22 protein-coding genes are annotated in these 19,137 nt (G+C 46.5%); 14 read left to right on the top strand and 8 right to left on the bottom strand.

Going from position 1 to position 19,137, the window contains the following annotated elements; translation table 11 throughout:
• The first annotated feature begins 44 nt into the window (after positions 1-44).
• Positions 45-1,193, top strand: a complete 1,149-nt coding sequence (locus AB4Z50_RS08400) for an exosporium glycoprotein BclB-related protein (protein ID WP_441877891.1) — start codon at positions 45-47, stop codon at positions 1,191-1,193.
• A gap of 77 nt (positions 1,194-1,270) precedes the next feature.
• Here the strand turns inward: AB4Z50_RS08400 and AB4Z50_RS08395 are convergent, their stop codons facing one another.
• Positions 1,271-1,861: a hypothetical protein gene (locus tag AB4Z50_RS08395; RefSeq protein WP_441877889.1), complete on the bottom strand. Its 591-nt coding sequence runs from the start codon at positions 1,859-1,861 to the stop codon at positions 1,271-1,273.
• Positions 1,862-1,983: 122 nt separating this feature from the next.
• Here AB4Z50_RS08395 and ilvA point away from each other — a divergent pair, with 122 nt between their 5' ends.
• The gene (gene ilvA, locus AB4Z50_RS08390; RefSeq protein ID WP_076268397.1) at positions 1,984-3,252 is read left to right on the top strand and encodes a threonine ammonia-lyase IlvA; all 1,269 of its coding nucleotides are present in this window, start codon (positions 1,984-1,986) and stop codon (positions 3,250-3,252) included.
• Between the two features lie 59 nt (positions 3,253-3,311).
• On the opposite strand, the gene AB4Z50_RS08385 is transcribed toward ilvA, so the two are convergent.
• Positions 3,312-4,289, bottom strand: a complete 978-nt coding sequence (locus tag AB4Z50_RS08385) for an aldo/keto reductase (RefSeq protein WP_441877887.1) — start codon at positions 4,287-4,289, stop codon at positions 3,312-3,314.
• 133 nt (positions 4,290-4,422) lie between these two features.
• Here AB4Z50_RS08385 and AB4Z50_RS08380 point away from each other — a divergent pair, with 133 nt between their 5' ends.
• The 6 genes from AB4Z50_RS08380 (at position 4,423) to AB4Z50_RS08355 (ending at position 8,404) form a co-directional block, all read left to right on the top strand.
• A complete protein-coding gene (locus AB4Z50_RS08380) occupies positions 4,423-5,586 on the top strand; it encodes an MGDG synthase family glycosyltransferase (protein WP_441877885.1) in 1,164 nt (387 codons plus the stop codon).
• A gap of 18 nt (positions 5,587-5,604) precedes the next feature.
• A complete protein-coding gene (locus tag AB4Z50_RS08375) occupies positions 5,605-6,798 on the top strand; it encodes an MFS transporter (protein ID WP_441877883.1) in 1,194 nt (397 codons plus the stop codon).
• A 15-nt stretch (positions 6,799-6,813) separates the two neighbouring features.
• The gene (locus AB4Z50_RS08370) at positions 6,814-7,422 is read left to right on the top strand and encodes a TVP38/TMEM64 family protein (RefSeq protein WP_076268400.1); all 609 of its coding nucleotides are present in this window, start codon (positions 6,814-6,816) and stop codon (positions 7,420-7,422) included.
• The gene (locus AB4Z50_RS08365) at positions 7,415-7,813 is read left to right on the top strand and encodes a zinc ribbon domain-containing protein (protein WP_441877881.1); all 399 of its coding nucleotides are present in this window, start codon (positions 7,415-7,417) and stop codon (positions 7,811-7,813) included. The genes AB4Z50_RS08370 and AB4Z50_RS08365 overlap by 8 nt, the downstream gene beginning before the upstream one ends.
• Before the next feature lie 122 nt (positions 7,814-7,935).
• The gene (locus tag AB4Z50_RS08360; RefSeq protein ID WP_179089810.1) at positions 7,936-8,079 is read left to right on the top strand and encodes a hypothetical protein; all 144 of its coding nucleotides are present in this window, start codon (positions 7,936-7,938) and stop codon (positions 8,077-8,079) included.
• Between the two features lie 25 nt (positions 8,080-8,104).
• Positions 8,105-8,404, top strand: coding sequence for a transposase (locus AB4Z50_RS08355; protein WP_339206509.1), 300 nt, complete (start codon positions 8,105-8,107; stop codon positions 8,402-8,404).
• Between the two features lie 111 nt (positions 8,405-8,515).
• Here the strand turns inward: AB4Z50_RS08355 and AB4Z50_RS08350 are convergent, their stop codons facing one another.
• The 4 genes from AB4Z50_RS08350 to AB4Z50_RS08335 all read right to left on the bottom strand — a co-directional run bounded on the left by AB4Z50_RS08350 (position 8,516) and on the right by AB4Z50_RS08335 (position 13,478).
• On the bottom strand, positions 8,516-9,583 hold the full coding sequence (locus tag AB4Z50_RS08350) for an FUSC family protein (RefSeq protein WP_441877878.1): 1,068 nt from the start codon (positions 9,581-9,583) through the stop codon (positions 8,516-8,518).
• On the bottom strand, positions 9,580-10,707 hold the full coding sequence (locus tag AB4Z50_RS08345) for a DNA alkylation repair protein (protein WP_441877876.1): 1,128 nt from the start codon (positions 10,705-10,707) through the stop codon (positions 9,580-9,582). Before AB4Z50_RS08345 ends, AB4Z50_RS08350 begins: the two co-directional genes overlap by 4 nt.
• Positions 10,708-10,855: 148 nt before the next feature.
• Positions 10,856-11,623 carry a sporulation protein gene (locus AB4Z50_RS08340; protein WP_339206505.1) on the bottom strand — a complete coding sequence of 256 codons (768 nt, stop codon included), beginning with the start codon at positions 11,621-11,623 and terminating at the stop codon, positions 10,856-10,858.
• A gap of 139 nt (positions 11,624-11,762) precedes the next feature.
• On the bottom strand, positions 11,763-13,478 hold the full coding sequence (locus AB4Z50_RS08335) for an ATP-binding protein (RefSeq protein WP_441877874.1): 1,716 nt from the start codon (positions 13,476-13,478) through the stop codon (positions 11,763-11,765).
• Positions 13,479-13,844: 366 nt separating this feature from the next.
• On the opposite strand from AB4Z50_RS08335, the gene mscL reads away from it, so the two are divergent.
• Positions 13,845-14,327, top strand: coding sequence for a large-conductance mechanosensitive channel protein MscL (mscL, locus tag AB4Z50_RS08330; protein WP_076268407.1), 483 nt, complete (start codon positions 13,845-13,847; stop codon positions 14,325-14,327).
• Positions 14,320-14,955, top strand: a complete 636-nt coding sequence (locus tag AB4Z50_RS08325) for an NUDIX hydrolase (RefSeq protein WP_441877872.1) — start codon at positions 14,320-14,322, stop codon at positions 14,953-14,955. The genes mscL and AB4Z50_RS08325 overlap by 8 nt, the downstream gene beginning before the upstream one ends.
• A gap of 126 nt (positions 14,956-15,081) precedes the next feature.
• On the opposite strand, the gene AB4Z50_RS08320 is transcribed toward AB4Z50_RS08325, so the two are convergent.
• On the bottom strand, positions 15,082-15,420 hold the full coding sequence (locus AB4Z50_RS08320) for a hypothetical protein (RefSeq protein WP_441877870.1): 339 nt from the start codon (positions 15,418-15,420) through the stop codon (positions 15,082-15,084).
• A gap of 185 nt (positions 15,421-15,605) precedes the next feature.
• Positions 15,606-16,028 (bottom strand): hypothetical protein, encoded by a 423-nt coding sequence (locus AB4Z50_RS08315; protein ID WP_441877868.1) that lies wholly within the window; start codon positions 16,026-16,028, stop codon positions 15,606-15,608.
• A gap of 164 nt (positions 16,029-16,192) precedes the next feature.
• Here AB4Z50_RS08315 and AB4Z50_RS08310 point away from each other — a divergent pair, with 164 nt between their 5' ends.
• The 4 genes from AB4Z50_RS08310 (at position 16,193) to AB4Z50_RS08295 (ending at position 19,099) form a co-directional block, all read left to right on the top strand.
• Complete coding sequence (locus AB4Z50_RS08310) at positions 16,193-16,873, top strand: hypothetical protein (RefSeq protein WP_441877866.1); 681 nt, start codon at positions 16,193-16,195, stop codon at positions 16,871-16,873.
• Between the two features lie 126 nt (positions 16,874-16,999).
• Positions 17,000-17,896: a manganese catalase family protein gene (locus AB4Z50_RS08305; RefSeq protein ID WP_441877864.1), complete on the top strand. Its 897-nt coding sequence runs from the start codon at positions 17,000-17,002 to the stop codon at positions 17,894-17,896.
• A gap of 114 nt (positions 17,897-18,010) precedes the next feature.
• Complete coding sequence (locus AB4Z50_RS08300; RefSeq protein WP_441877862.1) at positions 18,011-18,691, top strand: TraX family protein; 681 nt, start codon at positions 18,011-18,013, stop codon at positions 18,689-18,691.
• Positions 18,692-18,880: 189 nt separating this feature from the next.
• On the top strand, positions 18,881-19,099 hold the full coding sequence (locus tag AB4Z50_RS08295; RefSeq protein ID WP_076268411.1) for a hypothetical protein: 219 nt from the start codon (positions 18,881-18,883) through the stop codon (positions 19,097-19,099).
• Positions 19,100-19,137: the final 38 nt, after the last annotated feature.

Below are 19,137 nucleotides of genomic sequence, written 5' to 3'. Positions count from 1 at the left end.
CAATAGATAGAGTACAGCCGTATAATAAGGCATCTAACAAGGAGGTGTTTTCGCTGAGTCATTATTATTATAAGAAACGTTGTGTCAGAAAACCGACTGCAGGTTGCAGTCCAAGAAGGAAGAAACACGATGACAAAATAATAGTTGTAAAGAAAAAAATTATATCTCAAAGAGTTAAAGTCGTAGCTGAGCGAGGAGAAGAAGGCCACAAAGGCAGAAGAGGACCGCAAGGACCACAAGGTCCACAAGGGCCTCAAGGAATAGCTGGTCCTACAGGTGCAACAGGATCTGCAGGGGCAGCGGGTTCTACCGGCGCTACTGGAGTTGGAGTTACGGGAGCGACTGGTGCAAATGGTATTAGCGGCGTAACCGGTGCTACTGGTCCAGCAGGTCCTACAGGACCAGGAGTAGGAGCTACAGGAGCGACTGGTGCTACTGGAAATCCAGGTGTTGCAGGAGCTACTGGCGCTACTGGTACCGCTGGCGTTACCGGTGTTACTGGGGCTACTGGCGCTACCGGTACTGCTGGTGTTACCGGTGCTACTGGGGCTACAGGAGATCCGGGTGTTACTGGTGCTACTGGTACTGCTGGCGTTACCGGCGCTACTGGGGCTACTGGGGCTACGGGCGCTACTGGAGGTACTGGCGCTACTGGGGCTACTGGTATTGATGGTGCGGGCGCTATTATTCCTTTTGCTTCAGGAATTCCTACCGAATTAACGACAATATTAGGCGGTTTGGTAGGTACTTCGAGTCTGGTAGGTTTTGGTTCCTCCGCTGTAGGCGTTAGTATACTTGGCGGTATAATCGACCTCACAGGCGCTGCAGGAACACTTCTTAACTTTGCTTTCTCTGTGCCGCGCGATGGTACGATCACTTCTCTTGCAGCTTACTTCAGTACAACAGCAGCGCTTTCGCTTGTCAACTCTACAGTAACTATTACTGCTCAGCTTTACCAGTCAACGACTCCAAACAATTCGTTTACTGCAGTTCCAGGCGCTGTTGTAACATTAGCTCCTCCACTTACCGGCATTCTGGCTCTAGGCACTATTAGCAGCGGCATTACTCCAGGTTTATCTATTCCTGTTACTGCTGGAACACGCCTTCTTCTTGTCTTCTCTGCTACAGCTACTGGTGTATCACTTGTCAATCTTGTAGCTGGCTATGCTAGCGCTGGATTAGGCATCTCTTAAAAAACGAAATTATGAAAAACGACAGATTAAGGATTCGTCCTTAATCTGTCGTTTTCTTTTCCAAGATTCTTCGTTCATTACAGCTTTAATTGAATTTGGAGCTTGAAACGAATTTTTATCTGATTATTCTCGAACTGTACATCTCTCACCGTTACAACTTCCTGTGCCGGCAAATCTAGTGGAATGACGATCGTTTCTAGCATACTTAGCGGCAGCTGAATAGCTTTGACAGAAAGCGATTGGGGTTTAAGAATAATGTTTGGAGACTCCCAGTCCAGTGAATATACCGCATCCAATCTCGCAGGAATTTTGTTCTTATAGGTAATATTCATTTGTGCAATCAGCTTGTTCTCTTCGAGGTCAAAGTTTGCCCCATCTAGATGAATATCCCTCGCCATTTCTTGATCAGCGGATTCTGGTCTGCTGATGGCAAGCTCGTCTTTCATATTCATTTTGATCAAATGGTTAATATCGGATTCCGTGAGGACGAGCTCCAGCTTCAGCTTTTTGACCATATCCAGTGCTTTCTCTTTCACATCAATCGGCGCATAGCTCATGTCCAGCGGCTCATCCGGTGCAATGTACGACAGAAACCACCATAGTGCGCCGCCAAGCAGTAAAAGAATAACAATGAAGCTCATTAGAAGTCTTTTTAAGGTTTTTCCCATGTGAATCCTCTCCTTGCTATACAAATAAACGATTTCTATTACGCCAACTCATAATGATAGTGCTATAATGAATCCAATCATTTTTACTGTTGATCAAAAAAATGCCGAGAGGATGGTCACCTATGAACACAAATCCTATACCGCTGCATCGTATTGGGCTTGAAGAAATCGTTCAAGCTCAAATGCACTTAAAGGATATCATTACACGAACACCACTTCAACATAACCGTGTGCTGTCCGAGCGGTTTGGATGTCATGTTCTTCTAAAACGAGAGGACCTGCAAATCGTTCGTTCCTTCAAAATACGCGGAGCCTACCATATGATGCGTTCTCTGTCACCAGAAACGCTCGCTAAAGGGGTGGTTTGCGCCAGCGCCGGCAACCACGCGCAAGGCGTAGCCTACTCGTGCCAAACACTTGGCATCCCCGGCAAAATATACATGCCCAGCACAACTCCTCGCCAGAAGGTGACGCAGGTTAACTTTTTTGGCGGATCGCAAGTTGAGGTCATCCTTACAGGAGACACCTTTGACGATGCTTATGCCGAAGCAGTCGCAGAGAGCAACCGCAACGGCCTTGCCTTCGTACATCCCTTTGACGATCCCAAAATCATCGCAGGAAACGGAACGGTAGGACAAGAATTAATGGAAGCCGCGGATACCGTACCTGACTTCGTATTCGTGACCGTCGGCGGTGGCGGGCTTGCAGCCGGCGTCTCATCTTATGTAAAAATCGTCTCACCGACAACAAAGGTAATTGGCGTGGAGCCGGAAGGCGCGCAATCACTAAGAGCATCGCTTGATGCAGGTGAAGTCGTTACCCTTGATCAAATTGAGAAATTCGTCGATGGCGCAGCTGTTAAACGTATCGGTGATTTATCATTTGAGCTATGCAGAGACCTGCTTGACGATGTTATTTCCGTGCCTGAAGGAAAAGTGTGTACGACGATGCTCGATTTGTATAATGAGAATGCCATCGTAGCCGAGCCGGCAGGCGCACTGCCCATTGCTGCGCTAGAAGCATATCGCGATCAAATTCAAGGCAAGACGGTCGTCTGTGTCGTAAGCGGCGGCAATAATGATGTCGATCGGATGCAGGAAATCAAAGAACGTTCTCTCATCTATGAGGGCTACAAGCATTACTTTATGGTCAGCTTCCCGCAGCGCGCAGGAGCGCTACGTGAATTTCTCGACAGCGTGCTTGGTCCTAATGATGATATTACACGATTCGAGTACACCAAAAAATCAAACAAAGACAACGGTCCGGCACTCGTCGGCATCGAGCTTACGCACCGTGAGGATTACGATCCGCTCGTTGCTCGCATGAGCAAGAAGGGCTTTCAATTTCTTGAGCTGAACAAGGACCCTGTTTTGTTTAACTTGTTGATTTGATCGGCATGATGTGAATAAGATACGCCCCGTATCCATGAATGGATACGGGGCGTTTGTCATTACCAGGCGTAGGCACGCGGTGCATCTCCGCCAGGACCAGGGAATATTTCATCAATACGTTTCAGTGCAGATTCATCTAAAGAGATTTCAACTGCGCGAAGCGAGCGCTCGAATTGATCCAGCGTGCGGACACCGATAATCGGAGCCGTTACTGCCGGATTTGCAAGCAACCATGCGAGTGAAACCAGATCCTCAGGCTCTCCAAGCTCGTCACAAAATTCAGCATAGGCATCTAATTGATCACGATGCTGCTCCAATCGTTTCGAATCTCCGCTGCGGCGGCCTCCGTCTTTACGACGATGATTGCCTGCAAGCAAGCCGCCGTCAAGCGGACTCCACGGAATAACGCCAAGTCCTAATTCCTTCGAAGCTGGCAATACCTCCAGTTCCGGCAAACGGCATAACAAATTATATTTGTGCTGCTCAGATACAAGACCGATCGATCCTCTTGCCTTCGCTTCGCCCTGCGCAACTGCAATATCCCAGCCGGCAAAATTACTTGAGCCTATGTAGCCAACCTTGCCTTGGTTTACTGCTGTTTCGAATGCTCCCCAAAGCTCATTCCAATTTGCACTGCGATCCACATGATGCATTTGGTACAGCTCGATATGATCCGTTTGAAGACGCTTAAGCGAACCTTCCAAATGTCTGCGAATTTTATATGCGGATAGTCCCGCTTCACGGTTCGGACCGTCATGATTATCATGCATGTCGCCGTATACTTTTGTAGCCAGCACCGTACGTTCACGGCGTCCGTCGCCCTGCTTGAACCATTTTCCGATAATTTCTTCTGTACGGCCTGCGTTCTCGCCCCAACCGTAAATGTTAGCGGTATCGATAAAATTAATGCCTGCATCTAGAGCTGCGTCTAATATACGAAATGATTCCTTCTCGTCCGTGTCCACGCCAAAATTCATTGTGCCCAGACATAAACGGCTTACTCGAAGTCCAGATCTTCCTAGTTTCGTGTATTGCACTCTAATCATCGCTCCTTCAATTTTGAAATAGGATGGATTGCGTATTCATTATACTAAAAATACACAAAGTAACCAAACGCCGTTCACAATCGCATAACAAATGTTCGTTACACTAACGGCAGGAGGTGTGTCTATGATACGTTTCGAGGAAAAACCGCAGCCGAAATTGTTAATTTTGTACGCTTCATATGGAGAAGGCCATCTTCAGGTTGCTCGCGCGATTAAGAGCGCTTGGGAGGAGCATGGCAATTATCGTACGGTAATGGTCGATCTCATGGCAGAATCTCACCCTTGGATAAATGAGTTTGCTAAGCGCTTTTACTTAAAGAGCTATACGCATATGCCCTCGCTATATGGCTGGTTGTATGATTTCACAAGGCTAATGAAGCATGATTCATTATTTGGCGGGCTTCTTCATTCCTTTGGTACAGAAAAAATTAGGCGTATTCTTGCAGTCGAGCAGCCAGATATCGTCGTGCATACGTTCCCCAGCTTTGCTCTGCCGAAGCTTAAGAAACGTAAAAGCTTTCATCCTCCCTCCTATGCTGTCATTACCGATTTTGATCTTCACAGGCGCTGGGTTCATCCAAGCGTCGACCGCTATTATGTCGCTACAGAGGATCTCCGATTAGAGCTTTCCTCGCTGGGAATACCGGAGAGGGCAATTCAAGTGAGCGGCATTCCGCTCAAACACGGATTCCGTGCAACAGCCGCCTCAAGCGAGCTCTACGAGAGATATAAACTAAATCCTAATCAACCTATAGTCCTAATCATGGCGGGAGCGCAGGGCGTTTTGCCTGATGTATCGCAAATTTGCAGCAGCTTGCTGCAAAACGCTGAGGTTCAGGTCGCGCTGGTATGTGGACATAATCTTTTTATGAAAAATATTATTGAGCAACAATTTCAAGCACATGAAGGAGCTTCTCGCCTGCAGGTGTACGGGTTTATTGAGTCTATTCACGAGCTTATGGCTATATCTAATTGCCTCATCACTAAGCCAGGTGGCGTTACATTATCAGAAGCGATCGCTGCCGAGCTGCCCATATTCATCTACAAGCCAGTTCCTGGACAAGAAAAACAAAATGCATTGTATCTTAAGTCCAAAGGTGCAGCCGTCGTTGCCTATGAGGTGAATGAGCTGACGGAACAAATTTTGAAACTCGTTCATGATCCATTACGTCTTACTAATAGCAGACAATCCACTAAACAGCTTCAAGCCTCACAAACCGCAGCCGACAGCATCGTTTTGGATATTTTATCCAACTTACGTATAATGGAGAAAGCAATCACTTTATAATGGATAAGGGGCTTGCCCGTGATTACAAATCAAAAAAGTTGGTTTGGAGCGGAGATGCGACTTATCTCCGTTATTTTGTTTGTTGTGGAGTTTGTAAGAGGTGCTGTTCTTGTTAGTTTGCTGCCTATTTTTGGGGCAAAAACATTAGGCCTATCACCTGATGTTATCGGCGCTGCGATTTCAGCTCATTATTTAACCGATACGCTGCTCAAAATGGCTATTGGCTACTTGCTCGATCGTTTCTCAACTCGTATCGTCGTTCAAGCAGGTTTAATTATTTCGCTGATCGGCATATATTTGCTGCAATTCTCCGAGCTGCCATGGATGTTCATTGGTGCAGCCGCACTATATGGCATCGGAATGTCACCGATCTGGATCGTATGCTTAACGAAAGTAACTGAGCAGCAGCGTGCAACCCAAATGGGAACGCTCTACACCATTTGGATGGTGGGACTAGGAAGCGGTCCGATCGTATGTAATATTCTGCTCGATTTCAGCGTATCTTTTACGTACAAGCTGCTTGTCAGCATGTCTGTGGCTGCATGCGTATTAACGCTTTTCATGAGCAAAGAAAGGGCTGCTGCATCAAACCGTATGCCATTTCGAACGCAGCTCGTCATTCTGAAGGAACGACTCGGCCATATGAAGATGCTGCTGCCGGGGATGATTTTGCAGACGACAGGCGCAAGCATGCTCGTTCCCATTTTACCAAGCTTCGCAAATCAGGAGCTAGGTATCTCAGGCACGCAATACTCCATTCTTTTAACGGCCGGAGGACTTTTTGCTGCAGGTGGACTCATCCCCATGGGGAAACTTGCCGATAAGCTGGTTAATAAAAAATGGTTTCTCGTGACTGGATTTGGAGCGTTTGCATTTGGTTTATATATGCTGGCATCAGGACTTTCGTTCTGGTATTGTTTACTAATAGCGGCTGCTCTTGGATTATCCTATTCAGCTATTTTGCCTGTTTGGAATGCGCTGCTCGCTGCCTATGTTCCACCTAATCAAGAAGGGCTTGGCTGGGGCGTATTATCCACTTTTGAAGGAATAGGCGTTATGATCGGTCCAGCTGCTGGCGGCTTAATCGCGGCTTGGAACGGAGAAGCATCCGTTTTTTGGACAAGCGCAATCCTCTTTGGATTGATCGGTTTATTTTATTTATGGTTCCCATTTCCGGCATTCGCTACAAATGAAAAAGCTACAAACAAGTAGAACGGGGTTAGATCTATGGATGATTGGCGCAACTGGCTTGAATACTTAAAACACTTGGATCTCGATTCAATCCAATGGACATTGGAAAGCTATTCGCAATGGGGGCCTTTTCCCGGCATTTTGCTTCCCATGCTTGAATCGTTTCTCCCTTTCCTCCCATTAATTCTTATCATTGCGGCTAATGCCAACATTTACGGCCTCGGCTTTGGATTTCTTTTTTCATGGATCGGTGTAAGCGCTGGTGCCTTCTGCGTATTTTGGATCAGCCGAAAGCTCGGACGCAATGTAAAAGGGAAACTAGAGCGAAGATTTCCCAAGTCGCAGCGGTTCTTCAATTGGGTTGAACGCCGCGGCTTCACGCCGCTATTCCTGCTGGCTTGCTTCCCTTTTACACCTTCAGTTGTTATAACTGTCGTATCCGGACTTAGCAAGGTGCCATTCCCTACTTTTATGCTCGCTACACTGCTTGGGAAGGCAGTTATGATATTTTGCATTTCCTTGATTAGCTTCGATATTGGCAATTTAGTCAATGAGCCTTGGCGTATATTCGTCTCGATTACTGCTGTTCTGGTCATGTGGTTCGGGGGCAAACGTCTCGAATCCCGCTATCAGCTGAATGGGTGAGGTGATGGAGTATGTTTTATGGACCATCTTGGCTAGTTTGCCTGTACAAGCGCCTCTCCCTCTCCTCACATGGTTTGATGTTGGGGCTACGACGATCGTGCTGGTCATTGCGTTTGCTCTGCTCGCCGGCATGTTTATGTTCATTCGAATTGTTACAGATGACTCAGATAAATTTAAGGACATGAAAGAGATGGTGGAGACGATCTTCGGAACGCCTGCCCATCTCCGTCCGAATCCCGAACAATCCTCCGCCATAAAAGAAGGCAAAGGCGAGCTCATACATGATGCCGCAGCTGCTAAAGCACCATTTTCCGAACCATGTCCCGCTTGCGATGAGATCGTCACTGAACGTGATTCGGTTTGCCCCTCATGCGGACTCCACTTATTATAGTTTGCTCCTGTTCTTCCACCTTGTACTCATACATTTCATCCTTTTGTGGCACACTGTTGAGGATCTTCTTCTGAAGATAAAGAAAATAAAAAAACGATGAGATTCTCGAGGAGGGTGACCACATGTCAGGCAAACAGCCATCCGATCAACAGAAGGCAGCAAGCAAGGCGCAATCCCGAGCAGACCGCAATCTAGCCAGCAAATCGTCAGCGAGCGAACTGCAGTCAGATGCCGATCGTTCAGCTGTGCCCAAGCACGGATTATAAGGACAGGAAGGTTGGTTGACACCATATGAGCAATGATAATAACCATAATGAGATGAATCCCCTATCTGGTGAGCCTGTTGAAGTAAAAGGCACCTACCGCAATGAATGGGGACGTGAAGAGCAGCTCGAACGCGGAGATGTGTTCCCAGCAGATCCGATGCTTGGAACAACCGAGTGGCAGCTCGTTGAGCTCTTCTTCAATAATCATCATGAGGGGCATACTGATCCGAGGCTGGTGCCGCATGATGATGATAATAACCCAGAGGCTCATATGCAGCATCCAAGGCGTCATGAAGGCAGCAACAAAACTGACGATGATCAGTAAACATTGAGCATGCTGTAATATAAGCAGAAAAACAGCAGGCAAGAACGCTCTTAAGCGGCGTTCTAACCTGCTGTTTTTGTTTTATTTGCTAAACTAATCAGCTAAATCCGTTCATGATGACTTTGGTCCATTCTCTGCCTCTTCAGCACAGCGCTTTGCGTTTTCCTCGCGCTGCGTCACTTGATCGAGCAGCTTCTCCAGTCGCCGCAAATGGTAGGCATATTCGAACAATGCCGAAGCGACAAAGACGAGACGCTTATGCTCGTCCGGGTCTTCCAAAATGTATGCTGTCAATTCCTTCACAAACCGCGCTTCTCGTTCTTCCTCAGGCTCAATCAGCGCATTAGGCTTCATTTTCCCTTCAGCTTTCAACAAGATGTGCTCGTGATACTTCGATAAATCCTCAATTTGCCGATCGAAGCGCAGCGCCCACTCACTGGCACTTTGGGAGGAAAAATAATGCTCCTCCACCACATCGAGCAGATCAGCCCCTTTTTGCAGAGACTTAATCATTTGTTTCGATACAAGCAGCTGACGGGCATGGCTCGTCTTCGTCTTTGCAAGCACTTTGCGCTCCTCTTCGAAAACGGTGTGGCGTTCCTCCAGCTTGTGCAGCGTATCGTGAAGCTTGTCCTTCTCTTGGCGGAAAACCTGCTCCTTCATCTCATTCGAAATGGCTGTGCGAAGCAGCAGAGAAAGCTGTGAATAGGCATGATGAACCTGTTCGGTAAATTGCTTCCTTGGCCGTGGAGGGAATACGAGCACGTTAACCGCAAATGATGCTCCAATACCCGTTAGCACCATTAAAAATCTTCCTATTGCCACGTCCCAGCCTTGTCCATTCGCTTCCATAATGGCAACAACCGTAACCAGCGTCAGACTAATCGTGCTCTCCATCTTCAAGCGAATACTAATGAGAATGACAAGGATACATACAAGACCTGCCGCAATCGGCGTATGACCGAATAACCGAACGGCTACAATCGCCATTACAGCACCCAGCAGATTCGTTTGCACTTGATCCGCTACACGCTGCCATGAGCGGTAAATAGAAGGCTGAATCGTAAATATAGCTGCCACGGCAGCAATAAGCGGGGAAGCGAAGCCGAACAAGCTGCTCAAGTAAATAGCTAAGGCAACAGCCATCCCCGTTTTTAAAACCCTTGCACCAATCGTCATGTTGATTCTGCCTCCGTCACCAGAAGTTCGGCTGAAGCCACCTCTCTTCCATTTACCCAAAGCGTTACAAGATGAAGCCCGCTATAATGCTTGCGCGTCGTTAAATCAGCAAAACGATGAGTGCGAACACTTGAAGCTGAAGCTCCTCCGGCATACTCGCGATCCGATAGCAGGAAACGTTTCAATGAAGTTTTCCCTCCAGACTTCACGAATGCAATTCCATATTCGATACGCAGCTTGGCCGGCTCACCCTCACGCAGCTGTACGCGATATCGTATAGATACCTCACCACCAATAGCAACTGTCTCTGGATCTACCTCGATTGCAGCAAAAGCAACAAGCGGGTGTTCCTCTTCTTCTGCAGACGCGTGCTTCGCGTACCCAAACAATTCCATGATCTGCGGGCTTGATTGCTTAATCAGCGTACGGCAGCCATGACGAATGATCCAATCCGTCTTCGCATCATTGCCGATCCAAGCCTGCGCAAGCGAAATGACAAGCTCGGGATGATCTTTCGCAATATCATTCAAGTTGTTAGCTACGCTCTTGCGCACATAAAGTGAATCATCACATTTGAGCTTCTCCAAAATCGGAACAATCGGCGATGGATCTCGCTTAAAGAGCGGCAGCGCCTGCGCCCATGGCAGGCGTGGTCTTATGCCTTCGCTCGCAAGCCGCCTTACGTGCTCATTCTGATGATCTGCCCATATAAGCATTTGCTTAGCCATACGCTGTGGATCGGCAAGAATGAAAGCTCTTATTGCAAATTCTGAGGTCGAATATTTCGTAAAGCGCTCCAGCGCGTCCAAAGACAGCTCCCAGTTTTGTGGCTCCAGTCCAAACACCTCGACGAAGTCCGGAAATATGATAAAAGGCAGCCCTGTGCATTTTTCATCTATTTGATATAAAACAGCCAGCGCTTCATCATATGCCTGCGGTAATGTAGCACCTAGCGCTTCTGTAATTTTTCGAGTTCGAGCCTTTAACTCTAATTGCTCCCAGTCACCATCCCTTACACGCTCTGCGAAAAGAACGGCGTCAAAAGGACTCCATGCTGACTTCAGCAAACCCGCAAATTTCTCCAAAAATAATCCATCGTACATAGCCTTAAGCGGTTCTGCCAAATTAATCCCCTCCTCCAGTTATTATACCGAAAAAACCGATTCGATCACTACTTGCATCCGTTATTCATTTATAACTGCGCTGCAAGCAGCAAAAAAGCTCCGAAACGCCCCTGCAGGAGCGCTCCCGAGCTTGTTTTATTTATAAAACTTAAATATAGCGCGCTATGATTCCAGACAACTGCTGCGCAATTGCGTTCGGCCCTGCTGAGAGCTGCTCATTCGTGAAGCGAGCCCGAACAAATGTCTCATCCATATCCATAGCCTCTGCAAAAAAGGATGATAACCCGCGTGCGCGCCGGTCGATTTGGAGCACCAGCTCAAGCTCGCGATCCGATGGATAGAACATCACTTCCAGCTCGTCAAGCTGGCCTCGGAACTGCGAGGTCGGCACAAATTCCAGCTCTTGAATAAATGGCATTTTGCCGCCAAGACGGGAAGAGTACTCGCATTCTGCCTTGCGCAACCGGAATCCGAGCACATTCAGCGCCTCCAGCACCGTGTTCATGGCGTGTGTCGGAACCACTTCGATTCGGTCATTATCACCAGGATCGACGCCTCCGCGAACGTCTAATTCCGTCTTCACCCATACTGGCGCGCGGCCAATTGTAAGCGGTGTTTGATGGGGCAGCTGAAAGGAGAACGGCACCTCGCGACTTTCATTTGCCTGCAATGTGAAGGGAGCGCTCACGTGATATCGTCCCACCACTCCCTGCTGCGTTATTTTACTGTCATTGCTCTCACGTATATATTCTGTCATGACCGATAGCTGTATCGTTTCAATTCGCTGCTCTACGTTGCCGCCTTGCATTTTGACGATACCTCGAACCTCTTCACCTGGTGCATAACGTGCTTTTTCTAATAGTGTATCAATCTTTGCTGAGCCAATACCGATGCTTGCCAAAAAACGATTAAACATCAAACCGACCTCCACTCAAATTATCTTCATTCCGAACTGCATAACCGTATTACGATGTCTTGAAAATTAAGTTTCAAATTCAAAAAGTCATCCTTCGGCGCGTGATAAAAAGTTAATGATGAATGGCGTGAACCCGTCTCTAATGGTCTGAATCATCTGATTGGCCTAGCTCGCTCAGCTTCTGATCCATCGGCAAATTCGGCTGCTCCATATACGGCAATTGGATGATGAAGGTCGTCCCGACTCCTAGCTTGCTTTCGGCCGTAATTTGTCCCTGATGATTATTAATAATTTTGAAAGTGACCATTAATCCAAGTCCGGTCCCTTTATCCTTTGTTGTATAAAAGGGTTGACCAATCTTCGACAGTTGCTCCGCAGGCATGCCTGATCCTTCATCTTTAATGCGTATCATTACTCCGCGATCAGGATCAAGGGACATATTAATCATGACGATGCCACCATTATGCATCGCTTCTATCGCATTTTTAAGCACGTTAATAAACGCTTGCTTTAATTGATTCTCAACACCGTATACCCACAATGGGCGATAGTCAGAATGAAATTCAATGATCACATTGTGCAAAATAGCTTGTGTCTCCAGTAAATTAACCGTGTCCGCCATTAATTGACGGCAATCTTTATGCACAAATTCATAAACCTGTGGCTTGGAGAGCATAAGTAGTTCGCTGACGATTGACTCGATACGGATGAGCTCTGTTTTCATAATGTCATAAAAATGGTTGATATTGCCCCGGCCCGATGAAAGCAGCTGCATAAACCCTTTTAATGAGGTAAGCGGATTTCGGATTTCATGTGCAATGCCCGCCGCTAATTGACCTGCGACATAAAGCTTCTCAGAATTAATGAGCAGCTCCTCATTCTTCTTCCTCTCAGAAATATCCCGAATAATGACTTGTTCAATTTGTTTACCCGAGAAGGTAGAGCTCACCCGTACCATTTCTGTATGAAGCAGCGTCCCTTGCATGGACATCCATTGCAGCTCGATTGGCTTATTGGACGCATCATCTCCTGCTTGGCCTGCCGTGAGCCATGCTTCCAGTTCATTATGATAGGGTTCAGCCAATAAATTATAAACATTTGAACCGATTATTTTATCCGCTGAATGCACTTCGAATAAACGCAAGCCAGCACGGTTCATAAATTCCCATTTGCCGTCGCTTATTAAAGCTATTGTATCTATGGAGTTCTCCACTAGAAGTTTATAACGCTCATTCATTTGAGTATATTTGTTGGATGCAAACCAGGTGGTAAGACTGAAGCTGAGGATAAATAAAGTAGATAAACCAAGTAAAGATGCTAGAATCAACAAATATTGGTTTAGAAGATCTGTAGATAAAACATCGCTATAATCAATCTGCAGCGCGTGCATGCCAACTTGATGAACGACTATATTAGACAATCCGAGTGAAAAGCAGCTTTTTATCTTATACCCTGACCCCTTTGTTTCCAGCCAATAAAAAGCCAAATATGCGCCAATAAAGTTGACTCCAAAGGAGATCCAATACAGCGGCCAATCCATTTTTAGTATAACGACCGATTCGGAAAGCATCGACAAGTAATGAAGCATCGTAGCTCCCAGAGCCATTAATAGGGCTCCAACTAAGAAGCGTACCGATGAGAGATTTTTCTTTTGCATAACAACTAATGAGACATAAATGATAATGACACATGCGAATACTATAGGGAGCATGCTCCAATTCATGACCAATCTATAGTGGGATGCAAGCAACAAAACAACATGCATCGTCCATTGGCCAAGTCCAAATACGGCAGCGCCGCCAATGATCCAATTGAAGCCGTGTGTATGTTCATTTTGCAGAGGCTTTTCAATCATTTTCAGCATCGTATAGGAGGCAAAACACATGATGAAGAGTGATAAAACTAAATAGAATCCATTTCCATGTATAACGAGGTCGCTCATAGAACTCCTTAAATAACCATTAATTTGCTTTCAAATAGTAAAATTCGACAATATCCTTTAAAAACCTCTCTTTGTCCCGGCAATATTTCAATTTTTTGTAAGAAATCGAGCGTGAGTTTCTCTTCTGCTCATCTTCGGCTATTATGTTAGAATGACCTTAGTAGAAACAGGCGATAATAGTCTAATAGGATTACTAGATTTGATCATTCCGCTTCGTAATAGTACGAGGCTTACGTCAGACATTATTACCGCTTCTTAAAATGTGTAGGAGGAAAAGCAATGAAAATCATTAAAGAGTTTAAAGAGTTTGCAATGAGAGGCAATGTCATCGATTTAGCGGTCGGGGTCATTATCGGAGGAGCTTTTGGTAAAATCGTAACTTCTCTGGTTAACGATGTAATTATGCCGCCGATCGGTGTGGTTTTGGGAGGCGTCGATTTTAAGGATTTAAAAATCCCTCTCTATACCAAAGAACACGCTGCCAAAGTCGCTGCTAGTAGCAAAGATAAAATCGATGAAACCTTGCTGCCTACCATCAATTATGGCCAATTCATAAACGTAATGCTGGACTTTATTATCGTTGCATTCTGTATCTTTCTGCTTGTAAAAGTAATCAACGTGCTTCGCCGCAACGAGAAGAAGGAAGCTCCACCTGTTGAAGTGACCGAGAAGGATTGCCCTTACTGCTTGTCCAAAATCCCTGTGAAGGCTACGCGCTGCAAGCACTGCACATCCCAGCTAGAGGCTGCTGCACATGGCTGATGAGCTCTTTGACATTTATGACGAGCAGCTTCGGCCGCTGGGCACAGCAACACGCGCAGAGACGCATGCGAAAGGTTATTGGCACCGCAGCTTCCATTGCTGGCTGACGCGCCGTGAAGGAAACCGCAGGTTCGTGCGGTTTCAGCTGCGTCAGGCAGGCAAGGATACAAATCCGGGCTGCTATGATATCACGGCGGCCGGTCATTTGAGTGCGGGCGAAACTATTCGCGAGGCCATTCGTGAGCTTGAGGAAGAACTAGGGGTTTCCGCCTCATTTGAACAGCTCATACCACTCGGGCAAATCAGGGAAAATATTAGCGGTGAAGTAAACGGAAAACCCTTTATCGACCGTGAGGTCAGTGACGTTTTTGGCCTTGTGTGCGAGCTGCCTTTGACAGAACTTCTGCTGCAGCCTGAAGAAGTGGCCGGCGTTTATGAGGCTGATCTAGATGAGCTGATTGCATTGTTTGAAGGCTCTTTATCTGCGGTTTCTGCGTCAGGTGTTGAGCTCGGAGATCAGAACGAGCAGCTGACGATTGTCCAGCGCTCCGTTTCGGCGAAGCAATTCGTGCCTCGCGAGTTTTCTTATTATACGAGCGTACTTCAGGCTCTGCGCGGTTGTACTTAAGGGATGCCTTGCTTTTGCTAGCTGGATCGCGAACGCCCATTGTTCGCTCCCAATTGCTATACCACTGGTCAATTAAGCCATGGATATTATAAAATTCAGTATGGCGCGGCGCTAGGTCAAAATCATTCAGCTCGGGCTGATTGTACAACCTCGCCGCCATTTCATGAAAACACCCGTGAAGATTGTACTCAATAAAGCTGCCCAGCTGATCGGCTGTAGCGAATGAACGCGGATTGTTCTGTACTCGCTGCTCTGCGCCTGGATTAAAGCAGGAGGAACGCCTGATCTCCTCAGGCACTTGGTTCCAGCCAGCAATCCAGCTGCGGTCATAGCCCATCGAATCATGCCAGCTGTATACCCTATTAATAAAATCTCGATGAAATCGCAGAAACCGATCGCCATAACCCGGCGGCGGTATCGTTCCTGGAACCAAATGATTCGTATGATGCCATACGCGGTGCTCATCCAACAATGCTTGCGGAAAATTAGGTATTCGCGGCATCCTCTTTCCCTCCAAACTTATACATGATTCTCGTCTCTCACTCCTATAACGTATGCAGCCCATACAACTCCTGTGATATGCCTCCTTTTTAAATAACAAAAAGGACTGCCAACATAGAATATTGACAGCCCTTCCTATTAAATTGAAATTACCAGAATTGACGACGGCATTCATCTACTTCTCTTTTGACGCAAATATCAAATGAGACGGTTACATCTTGATTTCTTCCGAACGCACAGAAAATTCTTACACAGTCCTTGTCGCGCGTGCAGAAGAAGTTTACTACACGGCAATGGCAATCGATTAAGCTTTGAACGGCTCTTGCATCACGACATCGTATCGCTCTCACAAGTTTTGCAGCAGTGCGCTCATCCTTCAACTGTTTAAAAATATCACTTAACTCAGCTCCTGCTTCTTGCATCGCTTCAACTGCCGGGTCTTCTCTGCGTCCGCAGCTTTTTTGCTCCACTGGGCTTATGCACTCAGAAGAGATCCGAGCTCGGCTATTTGTTTTACTTGTTTTACGAGCCGCTTTCACATTGCTAACTTTCAGTATTGATTTAGCAGACATATTACTCCACCTCCCTCTCGAACATACTCTATTCTATGTAAATTTAAGAGAGTTGCATGGACGAGTATCGCCCTCCAAGTGTTGAATTTAACCTTCCATTTTTGTATGACCCGCTCGCTTCCTGCATACCTATATGACATACCATACGAATGGAGGTCTTTGGCTTGGCAGAAAATATGATGAGCATGGGCAACATCGGCAATATGGGCAATGTGCCAAACCCCGGCAACATGGGGAGCATGAGCAATATGCCGAACGCTGGGAACGCGGGCAGCATGCCTAACATGAACACCATGAGCAGTATGCCGAATGCGGGGAATATGGGAAGCATGTCCAATATGAGCAACATGGGCAATATGCCGAAAGCAGGCAATGTGGGCAGCATGTCCAATATGAGCAACATGGGCAGTATGCCGAACGTCGGCAGTATGAGCGGCATGCCCAATATGAGCAACATGGGCAATATGCCAAACGTCGGTAGTATGGGTGGCATTCCCAATATGAGCAACATGCAAAACGCAGGTAGTATGGGCGGCATGCCCAATATGAGCAACATGGCAGGCATGGAGAAACCCGCTCCAGTGATCTATGAAGCCGAAGCGCAGCACACGGCAATGGTAATGGAGGTACGCGATAGGATTATGAACATGTGCGGCGGTCATATGCATAAATACGTTTGCGTACAGACCATCGATGGACATGTATTTGAAGGCAAGCTTATGCATATCGATCACTGCATTCTTTATTTGCAATGTACGATGCGAGACCCTCGTGCTTTCATGAACCCGTATAATGCGGTGCTGCCACTCGTTCTGTATGAGCTTCTTGTCATCACACTGCTCTAAGTATCAAGTTTGGCTTGGATTCATTCGACAAAAGCATGTCCCTTTTGACATCGACGGTCTATGACTGCGAAAGCTGTCATACATATGCATAGAATGAAACGTCGATGAAATGAGGGGAGTAGACTCATGATTGAACGGATAAATCGGCTTCAGATAGAACTCCCGCCATCACCTTACGCGGATGCGAACGCCGCGGCAGCGGTGCAGGAGCTGCTTGGAGGAAAATTTGGTGAAATGTCCACCTTAAACAACTACATGTACCAGTCCTTTAATTTCCGTGAGAAAAAGAAGCTTAAACCGTTCTACGACCTAGTATCCAGCATAACAGCAGAGGAATTTGGCCATGTGGAGCTTGTTTCGACAGCTATTAATATGGTGTTAACAGGGACAACAAGTCCCGGTGATCCTAATTCTGCCCCACTAAAGGAAGGCGTAAATAAGCGCAACAGCTATTTTTTTATACAAACCGGTCAAACCTCGCTGCCAGGTGATTCGATGGGACGCGCATGGACTGGTGATAATGTATTTAGCAGCGGCAATCTAGTGCTTGATCTGCTGCATAATTTCTTCTTGGAGTGCGGAGCACGAACGCATAAAATGCGAGTATTTGAGATGACGGATCACCCTACAGCAAGGGCAATGATTGGCTATTTACTCGTTCGCGGCGGCGTCCATGTACTTGCCTATGCCAAAGCGCTCGAAATCGCAACGGGCGTTGATGTGAAGAAGCTTATCCCTATTCCCGACCTTAGCAACAACAGCTTCGAAACGGCTCGAAAATACGAAGCAATGGGGCTTGGCAACAAGCTGTATACATTCAGCCAAAACGACTACAAGGATATTGTCCTCATTTGGAATGGACAAAATCCGCTTACCGGCGCTGAGCTTGAGGTCATTCAGGGCGCACCGCAAGGCGCACCTATGCCTGATTTGAGCGAGCTTCCAGAAGAGTTTGCGCCAGGCATCTCGCAAGAGGATTTTATTGAAATTGCCCGTCGGCTGCAGAAAAACGCCGGACTATAACCATGTCATGATTCAAGGAAGACCTCCTCATGCGCGCAAAGCGGCTTGGAGGTCTTCCTGCTCCTATTCCCTCGTTTTCCTATGCTATACTAAACAAAAGGCGAGGGAACGAAGGTGATTGCGATTCAAGTTTTGGCTATGCTTACTATGCTTATTGATCATATTGGTTTGTTGTGGTTCCCTGAGAACGTCATTTGGAGAATCATTGGACGGCTGGCTCTCCCCTTCTATGCGCTCGCGATAGTTCTCGGTTATTACCGAACGAGCAATCTGGATCGTTATCTGAAACGGGTAGCATGGATCGCGCTTTTATCGCAGCTGCCTTATCAATTTGCTTTTTACCGGCTTGAAGTCAATACGGTAGGCACTTTATTCGTCTGCCTGCTGCTTCTGCGCCTTCTAGACAAATGGAACGGAAAGCCACTTCTGCAAGTTCTGCTTTGCCTTTCACTCGCTGGACTTCTCGAGTTTATGCCCTTCAGCTATGGCGCATATGCTGCACTGCTCGTACTCATTTATCGTTATGCTCAAAATCAATCCTTTGTTGTGTTTCACTTCTCCTTGGAAGTGGTAAGCATCTTTATAAAGGAATGGTTCATACAGCCCTTTAGCATATTTGCTACTATTCTTATGGTCTATGTGCCTGATTTCATGCGCAGCCTCGAAACCATCAAAGTACCGCGCTTCGTTTGGCGCAGCTTTTATCCGCTTCATATGACGCTCATCGCAATCGTTTATTATGCAACCAGCAGCGAAAGCTTTAAGGAAATATTTCGCAAGCTATCATTCAGTTGATCATTCCGCCAGTTTTTCTATGGCTTTCATACATGAGATTGCAGCTGCTACACCTCTTAAGCATGTGCAGTAATTGTCGAACATGTTAGAAAAGTGTAAATAAAGTAAACAAAATTCTGACCACATATTCATAAGGGGCTAAAATATTTACGTTAGAATGGAGGAAATTGATCGGAGGTGTTATAGGAAATGATGAAAATCGTTACCTTTAAAAGTCGTTCTGTCCCAGTCTATTACCCTAATGAACAATCCGCATCCATAGATCTGCTTCATCATAAATTGTACGAACTAGAACTCGATTTTGACTTCCGCAAAAAGTGGAGAAGAATCAAATCTGTTGAAATGGTGCGTGATGTCGCTATTTTCCAGTATAACGACGGCACAAAGCTCTACCTTGAAGTATGTTAGATAACTCGTAAAGAAAGACCTGCAGGCAAAGTGCCCGT

Origin of the sequence: Paenibacillus sp. 2TAB26 (assembly GCF_052115145.1) — a bacterium.
Taxonomy (GTDB): domain Bacteria; phylum Bacillota; class Bacilli; order Paenibacillales; family Paenibacillaceae; genus Pristimantibacillus.
The sequence above is the reverse complement of the archived record's forward strand: the minus strand, read 5'-3'. Positions and strand labels throughout refer to the sequence as shown.

What these genes read in the sequence shown, in the direction of transcription:
- AB4Z50_RS08395 (WP_441877889.1), bottom strand. Translation starts at nt 1,861, where the DNA reads ATGGGAAAAACCTTAAAAAGACTTCTAATGAGCTTCATTGTTATTCTT.
- ilvA (WP_076268397.1), top strand. Translation starts at nt 1,984, where the DNA reads ATGAACACAAATCCTATACCGCTGCATCGTATTGGGCTTGAAGAAATC.
- AB4Z50_RS08380 (WP_441877885.1), top strand. Translation starts at nt 4,423, where the DNA reads ATGATACGTTTCGAGGAAAAACCGCAGCCGAAATTGTTAATTTTGTAC.
- AB4Z50_RS08370 (WP_076268400.1), top strand. Translation starts at nt 6,814, where the DNA reads ATGGATGATTGGCGCAACTGGCTTGAATACTTAAAACACTTGGATCTC.
- AB4Z50_RS08365 (WP_441877881.1), top strand. Translation starts at nt 7,415, where the DNA reads ATGGGTGAGGTGATGGAGTATGTTTTATGGACCATCTTGGCTAGTTTG.
- AB4Z50_RS08360 (WP_179089810.1), top strand. Translation starts at nt 7,936, where the DNA reads ATGTCAGGCAAACAGCCATCCGATCAACAGAAGGCAGCAAGCAAGGCG.
- AB4Z50_RS08355 (WP_339206509.1), top strand. Translation starts at nt 8,105, where the DNA reads ATGAGCAATGATAATAACCATAATGAGATGAATCCCCTATCTGGTGAG.
- AB4Z50_RS08350 (WP_441877878.1), bottom strand. Translation starts at nt 9,583, where the DNA reads ATGACGATTGGTGCAAGGGTTTTAAAAACGGGGATGGCTGTTGCCTTA.
- AB4Z50_RS08340 (WP_339206505.1), bottom strand. Translation starts at nt 11,623, where the DNA reads ATGTTTAATCGTTTTTTGGCAAGCATCGGTATTGGCTCAGCAAAGATT.
- AB4Z50_RS08335 (WP_441877874.1), bottom strand. Translation starts at nt 13,478, where the DNA reads ATGATTGAAAAGCCTCTGCAAAATGAACATACACACGGCTTCAATTGG.
- mscL (WP_076268407.1), top strand. Translation starts at nt 13,845, where the DNA reads ATGAAAATCATTAAAGAGTTTAAAGAGTTTGCAATGAGAGGCAATGTC.
- AB4Z50_RS08325 (WP_441877872.1), top strand. Translation starts at nt 14,320, where the DNA reads ATGGCTGATGAGCTCTTTGACATTTATGACGAGCAGCTTCGGCCGCTG.
- AB4Z50_RS08320 (WP_441877870.1), bottom strand. Translation starts at nt 15,420, where the DNA reads ATGAGCACCGCGTATGGCATCATACGAATCATTTGGTTCCAGGAACGA.
- AB4Z50_RS08315 (WP_441877868.1), bottom strand. Translation starts at nt 16,028, where the DNA reads ATGTCTGCTAAATCAATACTGAAAGTTAGCAATGTGAAAGCGGCTCGT.
- AB4Z50_RS08305 (WP_441877864.1), top strand. Translation starts at nt 17,000, where the DNA reads ATGATTGAACGGATAAATCGGCTTCAGATAGAACTCCCGCCATCACCT.
- AB4Z50_RS08295 (WP_076268411.1), top strand. Translation starts at nt 18,881, where the DNA reads ATGATGAAAATCGTTACCTTTAAAAGTCGTTCTGTCCCAGTCTATTAC.